20 protein-coding genes are annotated in these 18,652 nt (G+C 61.6%); 11 read left to right on the top strand and 9 right to left on the bottom strand.

The window, feature by feature from the left end:
• Window positions 1-2 precede the first annotated feature (2 nt).
• Complete coding sequence (locus tag CHB77_RS17175) at window positions 3-242, top strand: DUF2274 domain-containing protein (protein WP_080620514.1); 240 nt, start codon at window positions 3-5, stop codon at window positions 240-242.
• Here CHB77_RS17175 and CHB77_RS17170 read toward each other — a convergent pair.
• Window positions 175-1,158: a LysR family transcriptional regulator gene (locus CHB77_RS17170; protein ID WP_080620515.1), complete on the bottom strand. Its 984-nt coding sequence runs from the start codon at window positions 1,156-1,158 to the stop codon at window positions 175-177. The two genes, CHB77_RS17175 and CHB77_RS17170, sit on opposite strands and share 68 nt — an antisense overlap.
• 384 nt (window positions 1,159-1,542) lie before the next feature.
• Here CHB77_RS17170 and CHB77_RS17165 point away from each other — a divergent pair, with 384 nt between their 5' ends.
• The 3 genes from CHB77_RS17165 to CHB77_RS17155 all read left to right on the top strand — a co-directional run bounded on the left by CHB77_RS17165 (window position 1,543) and on the right by CHB77_RS17155 (window position 3,456).
• Window positions 1,543-1,752 carry a heavy-metal-associated domain-containing protein gene (locus tag CHB77_RS17165; protein ID WP_080620516.1) on the top strand — a complete coding sequence of 70 codons (210 nt, stop codon included), beginning with the start codon at window positions 1,543-1,545 and terminating at the stop codon, window positions 1,750-1,752.
• 279 nt (window positions 1,753-2,031) lie between these two features.
• Complete coding sequence (locus CHB77_RS17160) at window positions 2,032-3,066, top strand: cation diffusion facilitator family transporter (protein ID WP_080620517.1); 1,035 nt, start codon at window positions 2,032-2,034, stop codon at window positions 3,064-3,066.
• A 45-nt stretch (window positions 3,067-3,111) separates the two neighbouring features.
• On the top strand, window positions 3,112-3,456 hold the full coding sequence (locus CHB77_RS17155; protein ID WP_080620518.1) for an ArsR/SmtB family transcription factor: 345 nt from the start codon (window positions 3,112-3,114) through the stop codon (window positions 3,454-3,456).
• A 24-nt stretch (window positions 3,457-3,480) separates the two neighbouring features.
• On the opposite strand, the gene CHB77_RS17150 is transcribed toward CHB77_RS17155, so the two are convergent.
• The 4 genes from CHB77_RS17150 to CHB77_RS17135 form a co-directional block, all read right to left on the bottom strand.
• Window positions 3,481-5,877, bottom strand: coding sequence for a heavy metal translocating P-type ATPase (locus CHB77_RS17150; RefSeq protein ID WP_089389385.1), 2,397 nt, complete (start codon window positions 5,875-5,877; stop codon window positions 3,481-3,483).
• A gap of 65 nt (window positions 5,878-5,942) precedes the next feature.
• Window positions 5,943-6,446, bottom strand: a complete 504-nt coding sequence (locus CHB77_RS17145) for a DUF305 domain-containing protein (protein ID WP_080620520.1) — start codon at window positions 6,444-6,446, stop codon at window positions 5,943-5,945.
• Window positions 6,447-6,467: 21 nt separating this feature from the next.
• Window positions 6,468-7,229: a MauE/DoxX family redox-associated membrane protein gene (locus tag CHB77_RS17140; RefSeq protein ID WP_080620521.1), complete on the bottom strand. Its 762-nt coding sequence runs from the start codon at window positions 7,227-7,229 to the stop codon at window positions 6,468-6,470.
• Window positions 7,230-7,246: 17 nt separating this feature from the next.
• Window positions 7,247-7,522, bottom strand: coding sequence for a metal-sensitive transcriptional regulator (locus tag CHB77_RS17135; RefSeq protein WP_064790834.1), 276 nt, complete (start codon window positions 7,520-7,522; stop codon window positions 7,247-7,249).
• 116 nt (window positions 7,523-7,638) lie between these two features.
• On the opposite strand from CHB77_RS17135, the gene CHB77_RS17130 reads away from it, so the two are divergent.
• Window positions 7,639-8,823 (top strand): MFS transporter, encoded by a 1,185-nt coding sequence (locus tag CHB77_RS17130; RefSeq protein ID WP_080622749.1) that lies wholly within the window; start codon window positions 7,639-7,641, stop codon window positions 8,821-8,823.
• A 90-nt stretch (window positions 8,824-8,913) separates the two neighbouring features.
• Here CHB77_RS17130 and cueR read toward each other — a convergent pair whose 3' ends face one another.
• Both cueR and CHB77_RS17120 read right to left on the bottom strand, forming a co-directional pair.
• Complete coding sequence (gene cueR / locus CHB77_RS17125; RefSeq protein ID WP_080620522.1) at window positions 8,914-9,363, bottom strand: Cu(I)-responsive transcriptional regulator; 450 nt, start codon at window positions 9,361-9,363, stop codon at window positions 8,914-8,916.
• 61 nt (window positions 9,364-9,424) lie between these two features.
• Window positions 9,425-12,154 carry a heavy metal translocating P-type ATPase gene (locus tag CHB77_RS17120; protein ID WP_226341156.1) on the bottom strand — a complete coding sequence of 910 codons (2,730 nt, stop codon included), beginning with the start codon at window positions 12,152-12,154 and terminating at the stop codon, window positions 9,425-9,427.
• Between the two features lie 164 nt (window positions 12,155-12,318).
• On the opposite strand from CHB77_RS17120, the gene CHB77_RS17115 reads away from it, so the two are divergent.
• The 4 genes from CHB77_RS17115 to CHB77_RS17105 all read left to right on the top strand — a co-directional run bounded on the left by CHB77_RS17115 (window position 12,319) and on the right by CHB77_RS17105 (window position 14,918).
• The gene (locus tag CHB77_RS17115) at window positions 12,319-12,513 is read left to right on the top strand and encodes a heavy-metal-associated domain-containing protein (RefSeq protein ID WP_080620523.1); all 195 of its coding nucleotides are present in this window, start codon (window positions 12,319-12,321) and stop codon (window positions 12,511-12,513) included.
• Between the two features lie 14 nt (window positions 12,514-12,527).
• Window positions 12,528-12,920 carry a CopM family metallochaperone gene (copM, locus tag CHB77_RS17110; protein ID WP_080620524.1) on the top strand — a complete coding sequence of 131 codons (393 nt, stop codon included), beginning with the start codon at window positions 12,528-12,530 and terminating at the stop codon, window positions 12,918-12,920.
• A 120-nt stretch (window positions 12,921-13,040) separates the two neighbouring features.
• Window positions 13,041-13,430, top strand: a complete 390-nt coding sequence (locus tag CHB77_RS18195; protein ID WP_127898013.1) for a hypothetical protein — start codon at window positions 13,041-13,043, stop codon at window positions 13,428-13,430.
• 36 nt (window positions 13,431-13,466) lie between these two features.
• Window positions 13,467-14,918 carry a multicopper oxidase family protein gene (locus CHB77_RS17105; protein WP_080620525.1) on the top strand — a complete coding sequence of 484 codons (1,452 nt, stop codon included), beginning with the start codon at window positions 13,467-13,469 and terminating at the stop codon, window positions 14,916-14,918.
• 72 nt (window positions 14,919-14,990) lie between these two features.
• Here CHB77_RS17105 and CHB77_RS17100 read toward each other — a convergent pair whose 3' ends face one another.
• Window positions 14,991-16,010 (bottom strand): 2Fe-2S iron-sulfur cluster-binding protein, encoded by a 1,020-nt coding sequence (locus CHB77_RS17100; protein WP_240542509.1) that lies wholly within the window; start codon window positions 16,008-16,010, stop codon window positions 14,991-14,993.
• Complete coding sequence (locus CHB77_RS17095; protein ID WP_080620526.1) at window positions 16,007-16,273, bottom strand: glutaredoxin family protein; 267 nt, start codon at window positions 16,271-16,273, stop codon at window positions 16,007-16,009. The genes CHB77_RS17100 and CHB77_RS17095 overlap by 4 nt, the downstream gene beginning before the upstream one ends.
• A gap of 342 nt (window positions 16,274-16,615) precedes the next feature.
• Between CHB77_RS17095 and CHB77_RS17090 the strand changes: the two genes are divergently transcribed.
• Together CHB77_RS17090 and CHB77_RS17085 are read left to right on the top strand one after the other, a co-directional pair.
• Window positions 16,616-17,008, top strand: a complete 393-nt coding sequence (locus tag CHB77_RS17090) for an ArsR/SmtB family transcription factor (RefSeq protein ID WP_080620527.1) — start codon at window positions 16,616-16,618, stop codon at window positions 17,006-17,008.
• A 127-nt stretch (window positions 17,009-17,135) separates the two neighbouring features.
• A complete protein-coding gene (locus tag CHB77_RS17085; protein WP_207303073.1) occupies window positions 17,136-18,506 on the top strand; it encodes a cation transporter in 1,371 nt (456 codons plus the stop codon).
• Window positions 18,507-18,652: the final 146 nt, after the last annotated feature.

The raw sequence follows: 18,652 nt of genomic DNA, 5'->3' as shown, positions 1-18,652 counted from the left end.
TCATGACCAAGCTGAGACTCGGCCCGCTGCCCGACGACAAGCCCGTCAAGGTGACGGTGGAGCTGCCCGCGCCGCTTCACCGCGATCTGGTCGCCTATGCCGAGGTGCTGGCCCGCGAGAGCGGCCAGCCCGTCGCCGATCCCGTCAGGCTCATTGTGCCGATGCTGGAGCGATTTATTGCGACAGATCGCGGCTTCGCAAAAGCACGTCGCTCGCCCCAATCTGCGAAGCCGCTTGCTTGAGCCTCATAGCCTTGGCAGACGCCGCCTTTGCCATGGAGAGCAACCTGCGGAACGCGGGATTGTCGTTCGCCGGGGACCAGACCGCCGAAAATGGAAGCACCTCGGCGGCGATGGGTCGGTATGTGATGCCTGGAAGCGCGGCCACCGTCATGGCCTCGCTCACTAGCGTCAGACCCTGGCCGATCGCCACCAGCGGCAGCAGGTTATCCCGACCGACCGATTGAACCTGGATCTCGGGATGCCGGCCGAGGTCCGCCAACTCCCGCACCAGATGGTCATGGATCTCCTGGCCCGGCGCGGCTTCGCTGACGATGAAGGGCTCATCGGCGAGATCTCCCCACATCACCTCGTCCAAAGCCGCCAGGGGGTGGAGATCGGGCAGCACAACGAAAACCCGCTCGGACCACAGAGGCGCCCGGTCGCATCCAGGCCATTCCCGGTCGCCGGTCAGGAAGGCGACGTCGAGGCGGAACTGGCGGATGGCCGCGACGTGTTCGGCAGGATCGCCGTCGATCAGTTCGATCCTGACGTCTTTATGAGACCGACCATAGCTTGCCAGCAGCTTTGTCAAAAAGCCCGAAGCGATGGACGAATAGATGCCGATCCGCACTCGTCCCTGCTCGGATCGTCCTGCGGCGGCAACTTCGTGAGCGCCTTCGTCTATCGTCTTGATAGCCCGACGCGCGCGATGAAGGAAACGCTGCCCCGCAAAGGTCTGCGACACGCCCCATGCGTGCCGGTGAAAAAGGGACGCGCCCATCCTGTCTTCGAGATCGGCGATGCAACGGCTGATTGCCGATTGCGATAGTCCTAACGAACTCCCTGCCTTTCGGAAGCTGCCATGTTCGGCAGCGGCTATGAAGTAGCGAAGGTGACGAAGCTCGATGGAGTCAGGGAACTTGGCGGTCTCCTTCATCCGAGGGCCGCCGTCCGGATCATATGCTCTCGGACCATAGGCAAGCCAACTGTCCCTCTCCGATTGTCGAGCATTCACGCGATGACGAGACGTATCGCGCGTAGCGGGTCATAGCCAGATCATACAACATTTGAACACATAAACAACTGTTCAATATTTGTATGAAAGAGGAAGATAATCGAGAGAGGCGATGCCACCGCCAGGTCAAGATGCCGAAGTCTCAAAACGAGCCCGTGGCGCTTGAGGATTGCGGTCGTGGCATGACGGATGCTTGCGGCTTACAACGGTGGCAAGGTCAAGCAGAAAGTTTTCTGAATTTTGCCCCTTGACCTTCCAACGGTGGAAAGCCCCATTTTCCAGAGGACTCAAATCAAGGAGCCCTCCATGTATCTCTTCACCGTTCCCAACATGACATGCGGCGGTTGCGCCAAGTCGGTAACCAAGGCGCTGCAAATCGTCGATGCCGCCGCGAAGATCGAGACTGATCCGCCCAAGCGTGAGGTCCGTGTTGAATCATCCGCGACCGAGGCGGACCTGCGTGCCGTTCTCACCGAGGCGGGCTATCCGGCCGAAGGCGCCCCGGCAGCCGCCTGATGCTACCTCCTGCCCACTGATCATGAGCGTCAAGCTGCTCCCGTAGGTGTCCCCCGGTTCATTGCAGTGTCAAAATGGGCAGTCCTCGGGCTGCCCATTTTGATTTCTAGGATCAGCCAGATCTTCAACGTCGAAGGCGTCGGCATTGCCCTGTGCGCCGTCACGACCCGTCGGTCCTAGAGGCTTCGGGCAGATGGCAAAAAAATTCGCACGGCTGGTTGACAAGCATACACTTGAACAACTATTCAAGTGTTGACTTGATGCAACCGGAAACGAGCAATGGCAAACTCATCACACTCCCACAGCGACCATGACGGTCACGACCACTCCAAGCACGACCATAACCACGGCGGCGGCCACGATCATGGTCACGATCACGATCATGACCACTCGCATGTCCCGACAGTCACGAAGGACAACGAGCGCAAAATCCTCATTTCCTTTTTCATCATCTTCACCTTCATGATCGTGGAGGCCGTCGGCGGCGTGATCTCGGGCTCGCTCGCGCTGCTTGCCGATGCCGGCCACATGCTGACCGACGCAATCGCGCTCGGCCTCGCCTATGTCGCCTTCCGCCTCGGTCGGCGGGCCGCGGACGGCCAGCGCACCTTCGGCTATGCCCGCTTCGAGGTGATCGCCGGCCTGGTCAACGCTCTTACGTTGTTCGGCATCGTCGGCTTTATCGTCTATGAGGCTATCGAACGGTTCCAGGAGCCCCAGCCGGTCCTCGCTGGTTCGATGTTCGTCGTAGCCATCATCGGCATGCTCGTGAACCTCTTCGTGCTTTGGTATCTGACGCGCGGAGATTCCGAACACGTCAACGTCAAGGGCGCTGTCCTGCACGTCATGGGCGACCTGCTCGGCTCGGTGGGTGCGATCGTCGCCGCTGTCGTCATCTGGTATACGGGTTGGACTCCTATCGACCCCATCCTGTCGGTATTCGTGTCTCTGCTGATCCTGCGCAGTGCATGGAGCCTGCTCAAGAACACTCTGCATATCCTGCTCGAAGGCGCACCTGACAACGCCGGCGCCGACAAGATCTCCGAGCATCTTCTCAAGACTGTTCCTGGTATCCAGAGCGTCAACCATATCCATGTCTGGTCGCTGACCTCCGGTCGTGTGCTGGCGACGCTTCAGGTGCAGCCGATGGAAGGCGTCGATGTTCGCAGCGTCATGAAACAGGTCGAGGCCGAACTGAAAACGAAGTTCAAAATCGAACACCCGACGATCGGCATCGACTGGGACGGAGTAGCCAGTTGCACCTTGGAGGAGCCGAACACCGCGGCGCTATCCCATGCGGGTCATTCGCACTGATCGGTCGCGCCTGATGGTTCACTCAGTTGATCGGGAAGGTTCGACATGAATATCGCAGAAGCCCCTTCGTCCCAAGAGTTGAACTTTCTCGCTGAAACCTTCCGCCTGCTGGGTGATCCCAGCAGGCTGAAGATTCTCCTGCACTGCGAAGACGGTCCGAAATCCGTGACCGATATTTCCGAGGCGCTGGAGCTTTCGCAGTCGCTCGTCAGCCATCACCTGCGTCTTCTTCGTGGCGCGCGCCTGGTGACCCGTGTTCGCCACTCGAAGCAAATGTTCTACGAGGTCACCGACAGGCATGTCGGTGACGTTCTGCTCGACATGCTCTCGCATGCGCGTGAGGAAAGGGAAGGCGACCCAAAACGCGACATCATCGGTCCTCGTTCTTGAGCAGCCCTTCGCTGGCCTGTGACACTAAATGTCGATCTTGGTAGTTCTCAATCGCAAAGCGTTGGCAATGACGCTGACCGAAGAGAGCGCCATGGCCAGTGCGGCAAGCGCCGGTGACAACAGCAGCCCCATCACGGGATACAGTAACCCGGCCGCCACCGGCACGCCTGCCGAGTTGTAGAAGAATGCGAAGAACAGGTTCTGCCGGATATTGCGCATTGTCGCTCCCGACAGGCGACGCGCCTTCACGATCCCCAATAGGTCACCGCCTAGCAGCGTGACTCCCGCGGATTCCATGGCGACATCCGTTCCTCCGCCCATCGCTATGCCGACATCGGCAGCCGCAAGCGCTGGGGCGTCATTCACCCCATCGCCCGCCATGGCGACGATACGGCCTTCCTTGCGAAGACGTGTAACAACCTCGCTCTTGCGTTCTGGAAGCACCTCGGCCTCCACATCGGCGATGCCCAGCTCTTTTGCCACCGCCTGAGCCGTGAGCTTATTGTCACCAGTCATCATGACCACGCGGATGCCGTCCTTTCGGAGGGCTTCCAGCGCTGCCGGCGTAGTGGATCGTATGGGATCGGCCACGCCGATGGCGCCGACGGGCCGGCCGTCGATGGCGACCAAGACGGCGGTGGCCCCGCGTGAGCGAATGACGTCCGCCTCGATCGCCGCTGCGCCCGGCTGAACGCCTTCCAGCTCCAAAAACTTGGCGCTACCGATCAGCACGCGCTGACCGGCGACGGTTCCCAAGACTCCCCGACCGACAGGAGAGTCGACGTCCGAGGGTTCCGACAGTGCGAGCTGCTTCTCCACCGCGGCACGGACAATAGCCTGTGCAATCGGATGTTCGCTCGCACGTTCAAGGCTCGCCGCGGCTTGAAGAAGTTCCGTCTCGCTCCGCCCATCGACCGGAACGATGGCCGTGACGGCCGGTTTCCCCTCCGTAAGCGTGCCGGTCTTGTCGACCACGAGGGTATCGATCTTCTCCAGCCTTTCGAGCGCCTCGGCGTTCTTGATCAGCAATCCGAGATTGGCGCCTTTGCCGACGCCAACCATGATCGACATCGGCGTTGCAAGGCCAAGGGCGCATGGGCAGGCGATGATGAGAACAGAAACAGCCGCAATCAGGCCGTAACTCAACCGGGGTTCCGGGCCAAAAAGGGTCCAGGCCACAAAAGCGATCAAGGCGATAACGATGACCAGTGGAACGAACCAGCCGGACACCTGGTCTGCTAAGCGCTGGATCGGGGCGCGGGACCGCTGCGCCTGCGCCACCATCTGGACGATCTGCGAAAGCATGGTATCGCGACCAATGCGAGCCGCATCCATGACCAGAGCGCCAGATTGATTGATGGTCCCTGCGATGAGCTTTGCACCCGGCTCTTTCGTGACCGGCATCGATTCGCCGGTAATCATCGATTCATCGACGGCCGAACGCCCCTCCAGCACCGTCCCGTCCACCGGAACTTTCTCGCCCATGCGAACACGAAGCTTGTCGCCGACGGCAATATGCTCGACCGCCACCTCCTCGTCGGTGCCATCTGGCCGGATACGTCGGGCTGTCTTCGGAGCCAGGTCAAGAAGCGCGCGTATCGCGCCCGAGGTCTGTTCGCGCGCGCGTAGCTCCAGCACTTGGCCGAGCAGCGCCAGCACCGTGATCACCGCGGCCGCCTCGAAGTAAACCGCAACGGTGTCTCCCATCATCCGCGCCGTTTCCGGGAACAGGTCGGGGGCGAGCGTTGCCACCACGGAGTAAATCCAGGCAACGCCTACGCCCATCGCGATGAGCGTGAACATATTGAGCGATCGGTTCACCACGGACGCCCAGCCGCGCTGAAAGAACGGCCAGCCTGCCCACAGCACCACCGGCGTCGCCAGTATGAGTTGCAGCCAGTTGTTGATCTGGCCAGGAATGTAACGATGCAGGCCGAAAAGTTCGCTGCCCATCCCAAGGAAGACCACCGGAACAGAAAGGGCGGCACCCACCCAGAACCGTCGAGTCATGTTGACCAGTTCCGCACTGGGTCCGGTTTCGGCCGTCGGCATTTCGGGTTCCAGCGCCATCCCGCAGATCGGGCATGATCCTGGACCGACCTGACGGATCTGGGGGTGCATCGGACAGGTAAAGATCGTGCCCTCCGGCACTACCGCTGCCTGGGTCGGTTCCGATGGTCCAACATATTTGCCCGGATCGGCCATGAACTTGGTCTGGCAGTTCTCGGAGCAGAAATAATACGTCGCGCCCTGGTATTGGGCTCGGTGCTTAGCCGTTGTGGGGTCCACGGACATCCCACAAACGGGGTCCTTCACAGTATCGCTTGCCTCCGCAGTCGCGGTGTGATGGCCCGATCCGCCACCGTGCCCCTTGTTATGGGCATGGGCGGCGCCTTGATGATGGTTATGGTCGTGAACCATAGTAAGCCTCCGCTTCCCTTATCTCCCCGCATGCAGGTTGCCACCGCATGCGAACCAAGCCCCGACTAATCGTTCAGCCGGCCAGCAATCGCCTGCATTTGCTCGATCTCGCGACGCTGGGCGACCTCAATCTCTTCACACAACGCCAGAAGCTCGGCGTCCGACAGGTTGGCCTCTCTGCACATCAAGATGGCTCCCGAGTGATGCGGAATCATCGAGTCGATAAACTGGCGGTCATCGATCATGGCTTGGGATCGAGTCGCCCAAAATGATCCCAGGGTAAGGACGACAAAAAGCACATAGAGGACAATATTCACGCTGCGGTTCGGAAACATGCCCGGCATCGTCGCCAGCATGAAGATGCCCATCGGCGCCCACATGGTTATCGCCATGTAAAGCATGTTCAGATTGTTCCGGAAGTCGCCCCAGCCGTCGATCATCGAAAACATCACGACATACATCACGATGAGGCCGAGGATCATGTTGATCCAGAACATCAGATAGGGACGGCCATGGGAGCCGTGGCTATTCCCCGAATGCCCGCCATGAGCCGTGTGGTCGCTCGCCATTTGATCGTCCTTTCGCGGTTGTCAGTGTCCAATGCCCATCGGCTTGAAGATCATCCAGACCGCCATGCCGATCATCATGAGGTTCTCGGTGAGCGACACGAAGCCGAGCGGCACGTTGCTGTCGCCACCGACGCAGGCGCATTTCAGCTCGCGCCTGTCGATATAGACCGCCTTGAACACCGAGACCGCGCCGATGCCGCCGATGAACAGCGCGACGGGGATCGACACCCACATCAGGGCACCGGAGATCATCAGGACGCCGGCGAGCGCCTCCGCGAAGGGATAGATGTAGGCATATCGGACCCATCGCTGCGCCAGAAGGTCGTAGTTCAGGAACATGGTCGCGAAGCCTTCCACGTCCTTCAGTTTCTGAAGGGCAAGAAGGCACATCGCGATGGCGATGAGCCATTCGGCGGCTTGGACCGTCGCGAGGTTCCCGAACGCCGCCCAACTCGCGGCCAAAGCCATTAGGGCAGCCATCGCGAACAGCGCGATCACCGGCTTGTAGGTAACGGCATCCTTGTCCTCGACCTTGCCGCCGAAGAACCGGACGAGATCATCGTAACCGCCGATCCGCTTGCCGCCTATGAAGGTCTGCGGCGTCGATTGAACATCATGCTTTGCCTTGAAGGCGTCCGTCTCCGCGCGGGTCGTCAGATGGTGATCGTCGACCTCGTAGCCTTCCCGCTTGAGCAGATCGAGCGCTTTCAACCCGTAGGGGCAGGTATGGTTTTCCATCACCATTCTATGAAGTTCGGCGCGTTTGGCTGCATGGGTCGCCATAGTCTGATCCCTTCGATCTAAAGTTTCGCTTTCGCGAACACCTCCACCAGTTCATTGAACTTGGCGCGCTGAAGGTCTGCATCGCCCGATGCGATCGCCTCCTCGACGCAGCAGGCGGCATGCGATCGCAACACCTGGTTCTCCACCTTGGAGAGCGCGGCTTTAACCGCGTGGATCTGGTTGAGAATGTCGATGCAGTATCGCTCGTCCTCGACCATCTGGCCGACACCGCGAACCTGCCCGGCGATCCGGTTGAGCGACGCGATGATCTGCTTGGAATTTTTGTTGCACATCCAGCTACCCCTACCCGGTATGGGTATATATACGTTAGAGCAAAAGTTTGGTTCCCGCAAAACCCAAGAGTTTTGCCGGCATGTCAACGTCGAAGCAAATAATCGTGGGAGGTCCAATGGACGATACGGTAACTGTCCGGCGCAACATCACCGTCCTTACTGCCGCGCAGGCGCTCGGAGGATCGAGCGCGCCGATCGTCATGTCGCTCGGCGGCCTGGTCGGCCAGCAGCTTGCCGACAACCCCGCATGGGTGACGCTGCCGGTCAGTCTCTTCGGTCTCGGCCTCGCAATCGGCACGCTGCCCGCCGCCTTCGTCATGCGCGCCTGGGGGCGCCGTGGCGGTTATCTGTTCGGCGCGTTGTTCGGCCTCGCAGCGGGACTCATCGCGGCGTTTGGCATCTTCGTATCGTCGTTCCTACTGTTCTGCGTCGGCTGCTTTACCGCCGGTCTCTACGGTTCCTACGTCCAAAGCTATCGCTTCGCTGCCGCCGATGCTGCCGAAGGCGCTTTGAAGGCACGAGCAATCTCCTGGGTGATGGTCGGTGGGCTGATCGCGGCTGTAATCGGTCCGCAGCTCGTCATCTGGACACGCGATTCCTTCCCCGGCACCCCCTATGTCGGCAGCTTCCTCAGCCAGGCGGCGCTTCCGTTGTTGTCGATCCCGATTCTGTTGATGCTGCGCACGCCGCAATCCGCTTCGCAATCCGCGTCGGAAAGCTCCGGCCGTTCCCTGATCCAGATCCTGATGATGCCCCGCTACATGCTTGCCGTCGCGGCCGGCGTCGTCTCCTACGGCCTCATGGCTTTCGTCATGACGGCCGCACCGATCGCGATGGTCAATACCGGCCATTCGGTCGACAGCGCAGCACTCGGAATCCAGTGGCATCTACTGGCGATGTTCGCGCCGAGCTTCGTCACCGGCCGCCTCATGACACGCTTCGGCAAGGAGCGTGTGACGGCGGCGGGGATGCTGCTCATCGCCGTCTCGGCCATCGTCGCGCTGGCCGGGCTTGAGCTAATCAATTTCTGGGGGTCTCTGGCCATCATGGGCATCGGCTGGAATTTCAGCTTCATCGGAGCGACGGCGATGGTCACAGACTGCCATACGCCGGGCGAGCGCGCCAAGGCGCAGGGCGCAAACGACTTCATGGTCTTCGGCACGACCGCCGCCGTCTCGTTTCTGGCAGGCAGCGTCCTGCACAACTCGGGCTGGGCGGCAATCAACTGGCTATTGTTTCCGCCGGTCGCCTTGATCCTCGTGCCGTTGCTCTGGCAAGCGGCACGCAAACCGCAAGCCTGAAACGCAATGTCCCCGCCATTTTGGCGGGGACGCACCGGGTCAGGTCCTCGCTCTGCGCCCTCGCAGCCGAAAGGCTGCTTGGGCATGCGGTTATTGCAGCGAGCGATTGACCGCGCCGGACCGAGGCCGGATCGAAAGATCTTCATCGTCCTGATCGGTCTCAAGGCGCTGTAGGATCGGGCAATGCGGCCGATGATCCCCTTGGCAGGCGTTCACCAGCATGGTGAGCGTGTGGGCCATGTCCTGCATATCCGCGATCTTCCTCTCCAGCGCGTCGATATGGCCCTGCGCCAAGCGCTTCACTTCTGCGCTCTGTCGCGTCTCGTCGCGCCAGAGGTTGAGCAGGTCGCCGATCTCGGCCACCGAAAAACCGAGGTCGCGCGCGCGGCGGATGAAGCGCAGCATGTGGACATCGGTAGCCGAATAATCGCGGTAGCCGGAGTCCTTCCGATCAGCAGCCGGGATGAGACCTGTCTGCTCGTAGTAGCGGATCATCTTGGCCGAAACGCCCGATGCCTTTGCTGCCTGTCCGATGTTCATGAACAATCTCCCATATGTAAGGACAGCCGACCCTAAATATAGGATCGGCTGTCTGGTTTCATCAGCCCTGGACCTTGAAGGTCTTGAGCCGGAGCGCATTGCCGAGGACGAAGACGCTCGACAGGGCCATGGCGCCGGCGGCAAAGACCGGCGACAAGAGGATGCCGTAGGCCGGATAGAGCGCACCCGCGGCGACCGGGATCAGGGCCGTGTTGTAGGCGAAGGCCCAGAACAGGTTCTGCCGGATATTGCCGATCGTCGCCTTGGACAGCGCGATGGCGTTCGGCACCCCGGTCAGGCTGCCCGACATCAGCACCACGTCCGCCGCCTCGATGGCGATGTCCGTGCCCGTGCCGATGGCGAGACCCACATCCGCCTCGGCCAGCGCCGGAGCGTCGTTGATGCCGTCGCCGACGAAGGCGACCTTGCCATGCTCGGCCTTGAGCCGGCGGATCGAGTCGACCTTGCCGTCCGGCAGCACCTCCGCCACCACCTCGTCGATGCCCAGGCGAGCCGCGATGGCCTTGGCCGTGCGCTTGTTGTCGCCGGTGATCATCGCGACCTTCAGGCCGAGGTCGTGCAGCGCCTTGATCGCCGCCGGCGTCGTCTCCTTGATCGGGTCGGCCACGGCGATGATCGTCGCCAGCTTGCCGTCGATCGCCGCATAGAGCGGCGACTTGCCCTCGTTGCCCAGACGTTCGGCAACCTGGGCGAAGCCCGCCACGTCATGGCCAAGCTCGACCATGTAGCGATCCGCGCCGATCTCGATGCGCTTGCCGTCGACCACGGCCTTCACGCCGAAGCCGGTCACCGACTCGAAGTCCGACACGGCGGGCAGTGCAATGCCTTCCGCCTCGGCCGCATCCACGATGGCGCGGGCAATCGGGTGTTCCGACTTGGCTTCGACGGCTGCGACCAGGCCCAGCACCGTCGTCCGGTCGAAGCCGGCGGCCAGTTCGAGGTCGGTCAGCGCCGGCTTGCCTTCGGTCAGCGTGCCGGTCTTGTCGACGGCCACCACCTTGGCATCCTTCAGCAGTTGCAACGCTTCACCCTTGCGGAACAGCACGCCCAGCTCCGCGCCCCGGCCGGTGCCGACCATGATCGAGGTCGGCGTTGCCAGACCCATGGCGCAGGGGCAGGCGATGATCAGCACGGCGACGGCATTGACCAGCGCGAAGGTCAACGCAGGCGACGGGCCGAAATAGAGCCATGCAGCGAAGGTGAGGGCGGCGACGGCGAAGACCGCCGGCACGAAATACATCGTCACCTTGTCGACCAGCGCCTGGATCGGCAGCTTCGACCCTTGTGCTTCCTCGACCATGCGGATGATCTGCGACAGCACCGTGTTGCCGCCGACCGCCGTGGCCCGGATCGCGAAGGCGCCCTTCTGGTTCACGGTTCCGGCCACGACCTCGCTGCCGCTCGTCTTGGACACCGGGATCGGTTCGCCGGTGATCATCGACTCGTCGACATAGCTTTCGCCCTCGATGACTTCACCATCGACCGGGATACGGTCGCCGGGGCGGACCTCCACGATGTCGCCGGACAGCACCGAATCGATCGGCAGATCGACCGTCTTGCCGTCGCGGCGGACACGCGCGGTCTTGGCCTGAAGTCCGACCAGCCGCTTGATCGCTTCCGAAGTGCGCCCCTTGGCGCGGGCCTCGAGCAACCGGCCGAGCAGGATCAGGGTGACGATAACCGCGGCGGCTTCATAATAGACGTTCACCGTCCCAGCGGGCAGGAAGCCCGGCGCGAAGGTCGCCACCAGCGAATAGAGGTAGGCGGCCAGCGAGCCGACGGCGACCAGCGAGTTCATGTCGGGAGCCAGCCGCCAGAGCGCCGGGAGGCCCTTGTCGTAGAAGCGGATGCCGGGCACGAACAGCACCAGCGTCGTCAGCACGAACTGAAGATACCAACTGTTCTGCATGCCGATGGTCGCGGCGATCATGTCGTGCGCGCCCGGAATGAGGTGCGACCCCATCTCCAGGATGAAGACCGGCGCGGTCAGAACCGCCGCGATGGTGAAATCGCGGGTCAGCTCACGGCGTTCGGCTTCCTTCTTCTCGGCGCGGTCATCGACCTCGGCCTGGCCCGCCCCGGTCGCCGCCGCGATCACCTTGGCCTCGTAGCCCGCGTTCGCGATTGCCGCGACGATGGCCGCAGCATCGGCGGTTCCCTGGACGGTGGCCTTCTCGGTGGCGAGGTTGACGACGGCGTTGGTGACGCCCGGCACGGCCTTGAGCGCCTTTTCGACACGTCCCACGCAGGAGGCGCAGGTCATGCCCTCGATCGCGACCTCAAGCGAAGCCGCCGCCGGCGCGGTGAAACTTGCCGAAACCGCGTAGCCTGCGTCCTCCACGGCCTTCACGACGACCGCTCGGTCCACCGGGCCGCTCGTCGTGATGCTGGCTTTCTCGGTAGCGAGGTTGACCACGGCATTGGCAACGCCGGGGATGGCCTTGAGGGCCTTTTCCACCCGCCCCACACAAGAAGCGCAGGTCATGCCTTCGATCGGCACTTCAAGGAGGGCAGCTTTCGGCGCACTGAAGCTGGCCGGCACTTCATAGCCAGCATTTTCGACCGCCTTGACGAGCGCTATGCGATCAACCGTGTCGTTCGTCGTGATGCTGGCCTTCTCGGTCGCCAGATTGACGACCGCGTTGGCGACGCCGGGGACGGCCTTCAGGGCTCTCTCGACACGGCCGACGCAGGATGCGCAGGTCATGCCCTCGATAGGCAGGGAAATTGCTGCATTCATCTTGTCCGCAGCTCGAACAGGGGCATCCATTGCCGCCTCCTTTCTAAGTCAGAATTCGAGTTCGGACACTGATATGCTCCTTCCAACGATGGGAAGGTCAAGGGTAAAAATTCCTTTTCGTTTCCTCTTGACCTTACCATCGTTGGAAACCCCAACTTGAGGACCATGAGAACCGAACCCAAAGGAGAAAGCTCATGGAACTCAAGATCGAAGGCATGACCTGCGGCGGTTGCGCCAAGTCCGTCACCAAGGCGATCCAGTCGGTCGATCCGACCGCCAAGATCGATACCAACCCCGCCCAGCGGATGGTCAAGGTCGAGACGACCGCAACCCCGGCAGCCCTTCGGCAGGTTCTCGAAGAGGCTGGCTATCCGGCGACCGTGAAGTGAACAGGAGCAAGATCATGCACAAGCTGACCCCGATTTTCATTGGCGGCGCACTCGCCATCAGCGCCGGCCTCGCCATCGCACAAAGCCAACTGAACACGGATACCACCATGCAAGGCCACGACATGCCGGGGCATTCGATGCCGGCCTCCGACAACCCATCCACGCAGGCTTACATCGAAGCCAATAACCGTATGCACGCCGACATGACAGTCGACTTCACCGGCGACGCCGACATCGACTTCATGCGCGGCATGATCCCGCACCACCAGGGCGCGATCGACATGGCGCGGATCGTGCTGCAATACGGCACTGACCCCGAGGTCCGCAAACTCGCCGAGGAGGTGATCTCGGCCCAAGAAGGTGAGATCGCTATGATGCGGGAATGGCTCGCCGCGCGCGGCCAGTGATTTTGATATGTAGGAACCGCCGCGGTGCGTCAGCAATGATGCGCGGCGGCGGTTGCGACATATAAGATTCATCCAGCCAAGGATGCGCGGAATGTTGTCTGACAAGGAGTTTTGACGCCGATGCGTCGTCTGTTCATCGCAGTGCTGATGATCTTCTCCTTCGTCACGGTGGCGTTGGCTGTGCCGGCGCACGGCGCCCGCATGGCCACCGTCTCCCAAACGATCGCCTCAAAACACGAAGCGCCGCATCGCACCGCATACTCCTCTCCCGAGGCATGTCAGGAAGATCGAATCTGTTCCGGAAGCGATGGCTTCTGCTACTTCGTATGCTCTGGCATGGGCTCTTGGTTCGTGTCTGACCAGCCCGGAAATGCGATTCAGCCTACCTCGGCGCGTTGGGCACTACCGGAGACGACGAACCTCGCCGGTCTCAGCCCCGAACGGAATGAACGCCCTCCCAATCCCAGTCTCGCTGAAAACCAGTGGCTGCATAAGCGCACGCCGATCTGAACTCAGAGGGAGCATAGTTCTCCCAGGAGACCGAAAATGACACTTATTTCACGACGCGGCTTTCTTGCCGCAAGCGCTGCCACGTTGTCCACAGCAGCTCTACCGCGCTTTGCCATGGCGCAAAACGCCATATCGCTCAGCGCCGCGACACGGGTGCTGGACGTCAATGGACGCGCCGCCACAGTCTTCGGCTTGGAAGGCCCGAGTGGACAGGGATTGGTTCTCAATCCAGGCCAACGCTTTCGCGCCAGTCTTACCAATCGCCTGGATGTTCCGACCCTCATCCATTGGCATGGCCAGATCCCGCCCAACGAGCAGGATGGCGTCCCGGATCTGCCACAGCCGATGCTGCAACCCGACGAAACGCGCTCCTATGACTACGAGCCGCTCCCCGGCACATACTGGATGCACGCGCACATCCCGCTCCAGGAGATGAACCTGCTCGCCGCGCCGCTGATCGTGCGCAGCGCCGAAGACGTGGCGGCCGACCGCCAGGAAGTCGTGATGTTTCTCCATGACTTCTCGTTCAAGGCGCCCGAAGAGGTCATGCAGGAGATCACCGGCGGGCACGGCGGCGGCCACGATATGAGCGCCATGGGAGGCCACGCCGCCCCCGGCGCCTCGATGGACCATTCAGGCATGCAGATGGATATGTCCTCGATGCAGGGCATGGCCATGGATCTGAATGACTACAATTGGGACGCCTACCTGACCAACGACCGCACCTTGTCCGACCCGGAGATCATCATGGTCGAGAAGGGCGGACGGGTAAAGCTGCGGGTGATCAACGGCGCCTCGGCCACTGTTTTCTGGATCGATACGGGTGGGCTGTCTGCGAGACTCGTGGCAGTCGACGGCCATGCCATCGCGGGCCTCGAAGGCAGTCGTTTCGGTATCGCCATGGGCCAACGCCTCGATCTGGATCTGGAGCTTGCCGGTGAAGGGGCGTGGCCCGTGCTTGCGTCGCGCGAGGGGTCGAAGGAGCGCACGGGGTTGATCCTCGCCACGCCCGGCGCGACCATTGAGAAGATCCCGGCGCTTGGCGAAGCGGATGCGCCTGCGTTCGACATCGACCTGTCGCAAGAGCTGAAGCTGCGCGCCTCGGACGGCCTTCCCTCGCGTGCGCCACAGCGCAGCCACATGGTTATGCTGGGCGGCTCGATGCAGCCCTATGTCTGGACCATCGACGGCAAGGTCTGGGGAGATCACAAGCCCCTCCTTGCAAAGACGGGCGAGCGGGTCGAGATCATGTTTCACAATATGTCGATGATGGGGCATCCGATGCATCTGCACGGCCATGTCTTCCAGGTCGTGGACATCAACGGCAAGCGCTTCGATGGGGCACGGCGCGACACCGTTTATGTTCCTCCGATGGCCATGGTGACCGTCGCGCTCGACGCCGGAGAGGCGGCGCGCTGGATGCTGCACTGCCATCATATGCCGCATCTCCAGACCGGCATGATGACCGAGCTCAGCATATCCGCCTGAAATGAATGAAAAAAGCCTGCGCCGCGATTCCTCGCAGCGCAGGCTCTCGCCTGATTTCATTGAACGAGGCGACTAGCCTTCCTGCCCTTCGGGCGTGAAGAAAACGTCGGCGTGCATGTCCTCGGGTCGCAGCCCGCGCGCAAATGCCATTGCCATCGCCGCATCAACCATCGGGGGCGGGCCTGCGACATAGGCTTTCCACCCGTCGAAGTCCGCGAGATCCTCGGCCACCGCGTCGGTCACGAACCCGTGCCGATGGGGGGCTACCTGTGTATCGGACAAGACAGCCGTAAAGCTGAGATTGTTGTGGCGGTCCGCCAGGGTCTCGAAATGCTCGACGAGATAGAGATCACGCGCGCCGCGTGCGCCGAAGTAGACATGGATCGGCTGCTTCATGCCGTGCGCAAGGGCTGTTTCCACGATCGACTTGATCGGCGCCAGACCGGAACCGCCGGCGATGCACAGGATCGGGCCGGAATGATGCTGGCGCAGATAGGAGGAGCCTAGTGGAAATTCGAGCGTCAGCTTGTCACCGGCCTTCAGTGCCTCATGGACGTGCTGCGAGGTGACGCCGCCCGGAACCTTGCGAATGTGAAATTCGAGGCTGTCGTCGCCGTGACGATTGGCCATGGAGTAGCTGCGCGCGGGCACACCATCGAATCCGACCTGGGCATACTGTCCGGCCGTGAAGAGCAACGGGGAGCCATCCACAGGCGAGATTCGCACCAGTTTGATGTCGTGGGTAAGGTCATCGAGGCCGGACACGATGGCCTCCACCCGTCGAGGAGCCTCAACCGCATCATCGTCATCGCTGCCAAGCCAGGCGACAGCCGCATCGGTCTGCGGCACCGCGCGGCATGCCAGGATCAGGCCGTCGGCCTTCTCTTCCTCGCTGAGGGCGAAGCGAGAATGCTGGAGCAGTTCCACCTCGCCCTCGATCAGACGTGACTTGCACGAGCCGCAGCGGCCGGAACGGCAGCCGTGGGGATAAGGTATGCCTGCGGCAAGTGCTGCGTCGAGGATGGTTTGTCCCTCCTGGACCTCCAGACTGACCCGTGCCTGCCGAATATCAACGAACCTGGTCGTCATCATGCACTCCCGGTCAAACCTAGAGCCTTGACGAGTCCCGGCTTCTGGCTTGGGAAGGTTCCGTAGAAAACTTCCGACCCTACGATTGTAATAGGAGCGACCCTGACACCCGTGCGTGCCTTTGCCTCCTCGGCGATCTTGGGGTCGGTCAGGTCACGCTCCTCATAGGCGAGACCCTGCTGGGCCAGCCAACGCTTGAGTGCATGGCAGTCCGGGCAGGTCGGCGTCGTATAGATGAGGATGTGTGGCGTGTTGGCTTCTGGCATGTCCTTGCCCTTCTTGCTTTAGACGTGGATTGGCTTCCGGCAGACCGTCAAACGGCCTCCCGGAAGAGTGGATTGCCGTCAGCGTGCGGCTTCCAGCGCTTGTAAAGTCAAGGCTGTTCTTGCTCCGGGGTCGAAATTTCCGAAGCGCAGGACGACATCAGCAGATGAAGACTGACGTGGTGCCGGCTACGATCGCTCCGACTCGCTGATCGGGAAGTATCGGGCCTGTTGCGCATTGAGATCGCGCAGCCTTCCGGTAGATTGGACGAGACAAATCGACGTGGCCGACACGTTGCCATCAAACGGGCGTGAACCGCCTCAAGACACAGGTGAAAATCGCTGATGACTGCCGGTAAACCGAAACTACGGGTCGAAAAGCAGGCCGAGGCCGCAACCCCGAGCGCAACAGAGACACGCAGCCACCTCGACCATTCCTCGCTCTCGCAGAACGAGGTGACGATCCTGGCGGAAACCTTCCGGCTTCTCGGCGATCCTTCACGGCTGAAAATCCTCCTGAGCTGCATGCCCGGTCCGATTTCGGTCGGCGAGATCGCGGAGAAAATCGACCTGTCCCTATCCCTGGTCAGCCATCATCTGCGCCTGCTGCGCGGTGCCCGTCTCGTCAAGGGCGAGCGCCAGGCCAAGCAGATCTTTTACGAGATCGCCGACGAGCATGTCCGTCAGGTTCTCCACGACATGGCGACGCACATCTCCGAGGATCACGCCGAGGAGTGATCTGAAACCGCGAAAGCCGATACTATCAACATACGCTTGAATAGTTGTTCAATCGTGGTATTGACTCCTTTCGTGGCCATGCGGGGCCTGCGCACGCGCCCACCGCGTGGTGAGAAAGGAGATCGGAATGACAACGGGACTTTCAGCACCTAGCGGCGGTGAGCGCTTGGGCTTTCGCGTCGAGGGCATGGATTGCGCAAGTTGCGTCGGCAAGATCGAGACTGCACTGAACCGTCTGGGAGGCATCACTGACGTTACCGTCAATTTTGCCACCGAGACGCTGCAGCTTTCCCGCGATACGGCCAGCACAACGACGTCGAACGACATCGCCAGGAAGATCCGCGCGCTCGGCTTCGATGTGACCGAGCTACCGCCCGCCGTCATTCCATCGACGCCCGCCCGGCATTCCGAAGCGCACAGCGGGCATGACCACAGCGGCTGCTCCGGTGAGCATGATCATGGGCACGATCACCACCATGCGCATCATCATGATCACAGCGACTGCGGTGGCCACGATCATGGTCAGCTCGCGCAAACGCCGGTCTCGCGCACAGATCCGACATCTCCGCCCAATGTCTCGATGCGGGTCGAGGGCATGGATTGCGCGAGTTGCGTCGGCAAGATCGAAGTCGCACTTGCAAGAATGCCCGATGTTTCCGACATTCGCGTGAACTTCACAACCGAAATGCTTGAACTCAACTTGGTTCCCGGCTCGGGCACCAAGGTTGCCGACATCGAAAGGACCATCAAGAGCCTCGGCTTCGGGGTATCCAACACACGCGAACTTTCGTCTTCGTCCGACGTCGCCGTGGACGTTGCGCCCGCGCCAGCCATGCGCAATCAACGCTGGTGGCAGACTCGCAAGGGCAAGCACGTCATCGGCCTCGGTCTGCTGATGGGCTCGGCCTACCTCATCGCCCAGTTTATCCCCCTCTATGCAGAGTGGATCTTTGCACTCGCCGTCGTCGCAGGCGTCCTGCCGTTCGCCCGCAAGGCGTTTGCTCTCGCGACGTCAGGGTCGCCATTCTCGATTGAGACACTGATGAGCGTGGCCGCGATCGGCGCCTTGGTGATCGGCGAGGCCGAAGAGGCGGCTGCGGTGGTGTTCCTGTTCGCGGTCGGCGAGTTGCTTGAAAGCGTTGCAGCCGGACGCGCTCGCGCTGGCATAAAGGCCCTTGCGTCGCTGGTGCCAAAGACCGCAATTCTGCTTGATCCCAGCGGCGCTCAGCGCAGCGTCCCGGCGACTTCCTTGCGCGTGAACGACCTTGTTCTTGTGCGGCCCGGCGACCGAGTGCCGGCCGACGGACAGATCGTCCAAGGCACTTCCAGCCTCGACGAATCGCCCATCACCGGAGAATCGGTCCCGCGCGCCAAAGCCAAGGGCGAGAGCATTTATGCTGGGTCCATCAATGTCGATGGCGTTCTCAAGGTTCGCGTCGAAAAGGCCGCTGCCGACAACACGATCTCGCGCATCATGTTAATTTCCACCCAGAAGTGACCCAGGTTTTCCATCGAGAACTGACCCACCTTTGATTATGGTTTTTGGGTCATTCAGAGGTCAAGGCGTGATTGTTCTCCTTCTTTTGGCGCGCTGCGGCGGCTGAACTGGCTTTGAAGCGGAAGCTGTCGTTTCCGGTCTCCAGG

This window comes from Paracoccus sediminis (assembly GCF_900188295.1).
GTDB classification, from domain to species: Bacteria; Pseudomonadota; Alphaproteobacteria; order Rhodobacterales; family Rhodobacteraceae; genus Paracoccus; species Paracoccus sediminis.
This window is presented reverse-complemented; position numbering and strand designations above follow the sequence as displayed.

Excerpts from the sequence above, each read along its gene's own strand:
- CHB77_RS17175 (WP_080620514.1), top strand. The coding sequence starts at position 3 with ATGACCAAGCTGAGACTCGGCCCGCTGCCCGACGACAAGCCCGTCAAG.
- CHB77_RS17170 (WP_080620515.1), bottom strand. The coding sequence starts at position 1,158 with ATGAAGGAGACCGCCAAGTTCCCTGACTCCATCGAGCTTCGTCACCTT.
- CHB77_RS17165 (WP_080620516.1), top strand. The coding sequence starts at position 1,543 with ATGTATCTCTTCACCGTTCCCAACATGACATGCGGCGGTTGCGCCAAG.
- CHB77_RS17160 (WP_080620517.1), top strand. The coding sequence starts at position 2,032 with ATGGCAAACTCATCACACTCCCACAGCGACCATGACGGTCACGACCAC.
- CHB77_RS17155 (WP_080620518.1), top strand. The coding sequence starts at position 3,112 with ATGAATATCGCAGAAGCCCCTTCGTCCCAAGAGTTGAACTTTCTCGCT.
- CHB77_RS17150 (WP_089389385.1), bottom strand. The coding sequence starts at position 5,877 with ATGGTTCACGACCATAACCATCATCAAGGCGCCGCCCATGCCCATAAC.
- CHB77_RS17145 (WP_080620520.1), bottom strand. The coding sequence starts at position 6,446 with ATGGCGAGCGACCACACGGCTCATGGCGGGCATTCGGGGAATAGCCAC.
- CHB77_RS17140 (WP_080620521.1), bottom strand. The coding sequence starts at position 7,229 with ATGGCGACCCATGCAGCCAAACGCGCCGAACTTCATAGAATGGTGATG.
- CHB77_RS17135 (WP_064790834.1), bottom strand. The coding sequence starts at position 7,522 with ATGTGCAACAAAAATTCCAAGCAGATCATCGCGTCGCTCAACCGGATC.
- CHB77_RS17130 (WP_080622749.1), top strand. The coding sequence starts at position 7,639 with ATGGACGATACGGTAACTGTCCGGCGCAACATCACCGTCCTTACTGCC.
- cueR (WP_080620522.1), bottom strand. The coding sequence starts at position 9,363 with ATGAACATCGGACAGGCAGCAAAGGCATCGGGCGTTTCGGCCAAGATG.
- CHB77_RS17120 (WP_226341156.1), bottom strand. The coding sequence starts at position 12,154 with ATGGATGCCCCTGTTCGAGCTGCGGACAAGATGAATGCAGCAATTTCC.
- CHB77_RS17115 (WP_080620523.1), top strand. The coding sequence starts at position 12,319 with ATGGAACTCAAGATCGAAGGCATGACCTGCGGCGGTTGCGCCAAGTCC.
- copM (WP_080620524.1), top strand. The coding sequence starts at position 12,528 with ATGCACAAGCTGACCCCGATTTTCATTGGCGGCGCACTCGCCATCAGC.
- CHB77_RS18195 (WP_127898013.1), top strand. The coding sequence starts at position 13,041 with ATGCGTCGTCTGTTCATCGCAGTGCTGATGATCTTCTCCTTCGTCACG.
- CHB77_RS17105 (WP_080620525.1), top strand. The coding sequence starts at position 13,467 with ATGACACTTATTTCACGACGCGGCTTTCTTGCCGCAAGCGCTGCCACG.
- CHB77_RS17100 (WP_240542509.1), bottom strand. The coding sequence starts at position 16,010 with ATGATGACGACCAGGTTCGTTGATATTCGGCAGGCACGGGTCAGTCTG.
- CHB77_RS17095 (WP_080620526.1), bottom strand. The coding sequence starts at position 16,273 with ATGCCAGAAGCCAACACGCCACACATCCTCATCTATACGACGCCGACC.
- CHB77_RS17090 (WP_080620527.1), top strand. The coding sequence starts at position 16,616 with ATGACTGCCGGTAAACCGAAACTACGGGTCGAAAAGCAGGCCGAGGCC.
- CHB77_RS17085 (WP_207303073.1), top strand. The coding sequence starts at position 17,136 with ATGACAACGGGACTTTCAGCACCTAGCGGCGGTGAGCGCTTGGGCTTT.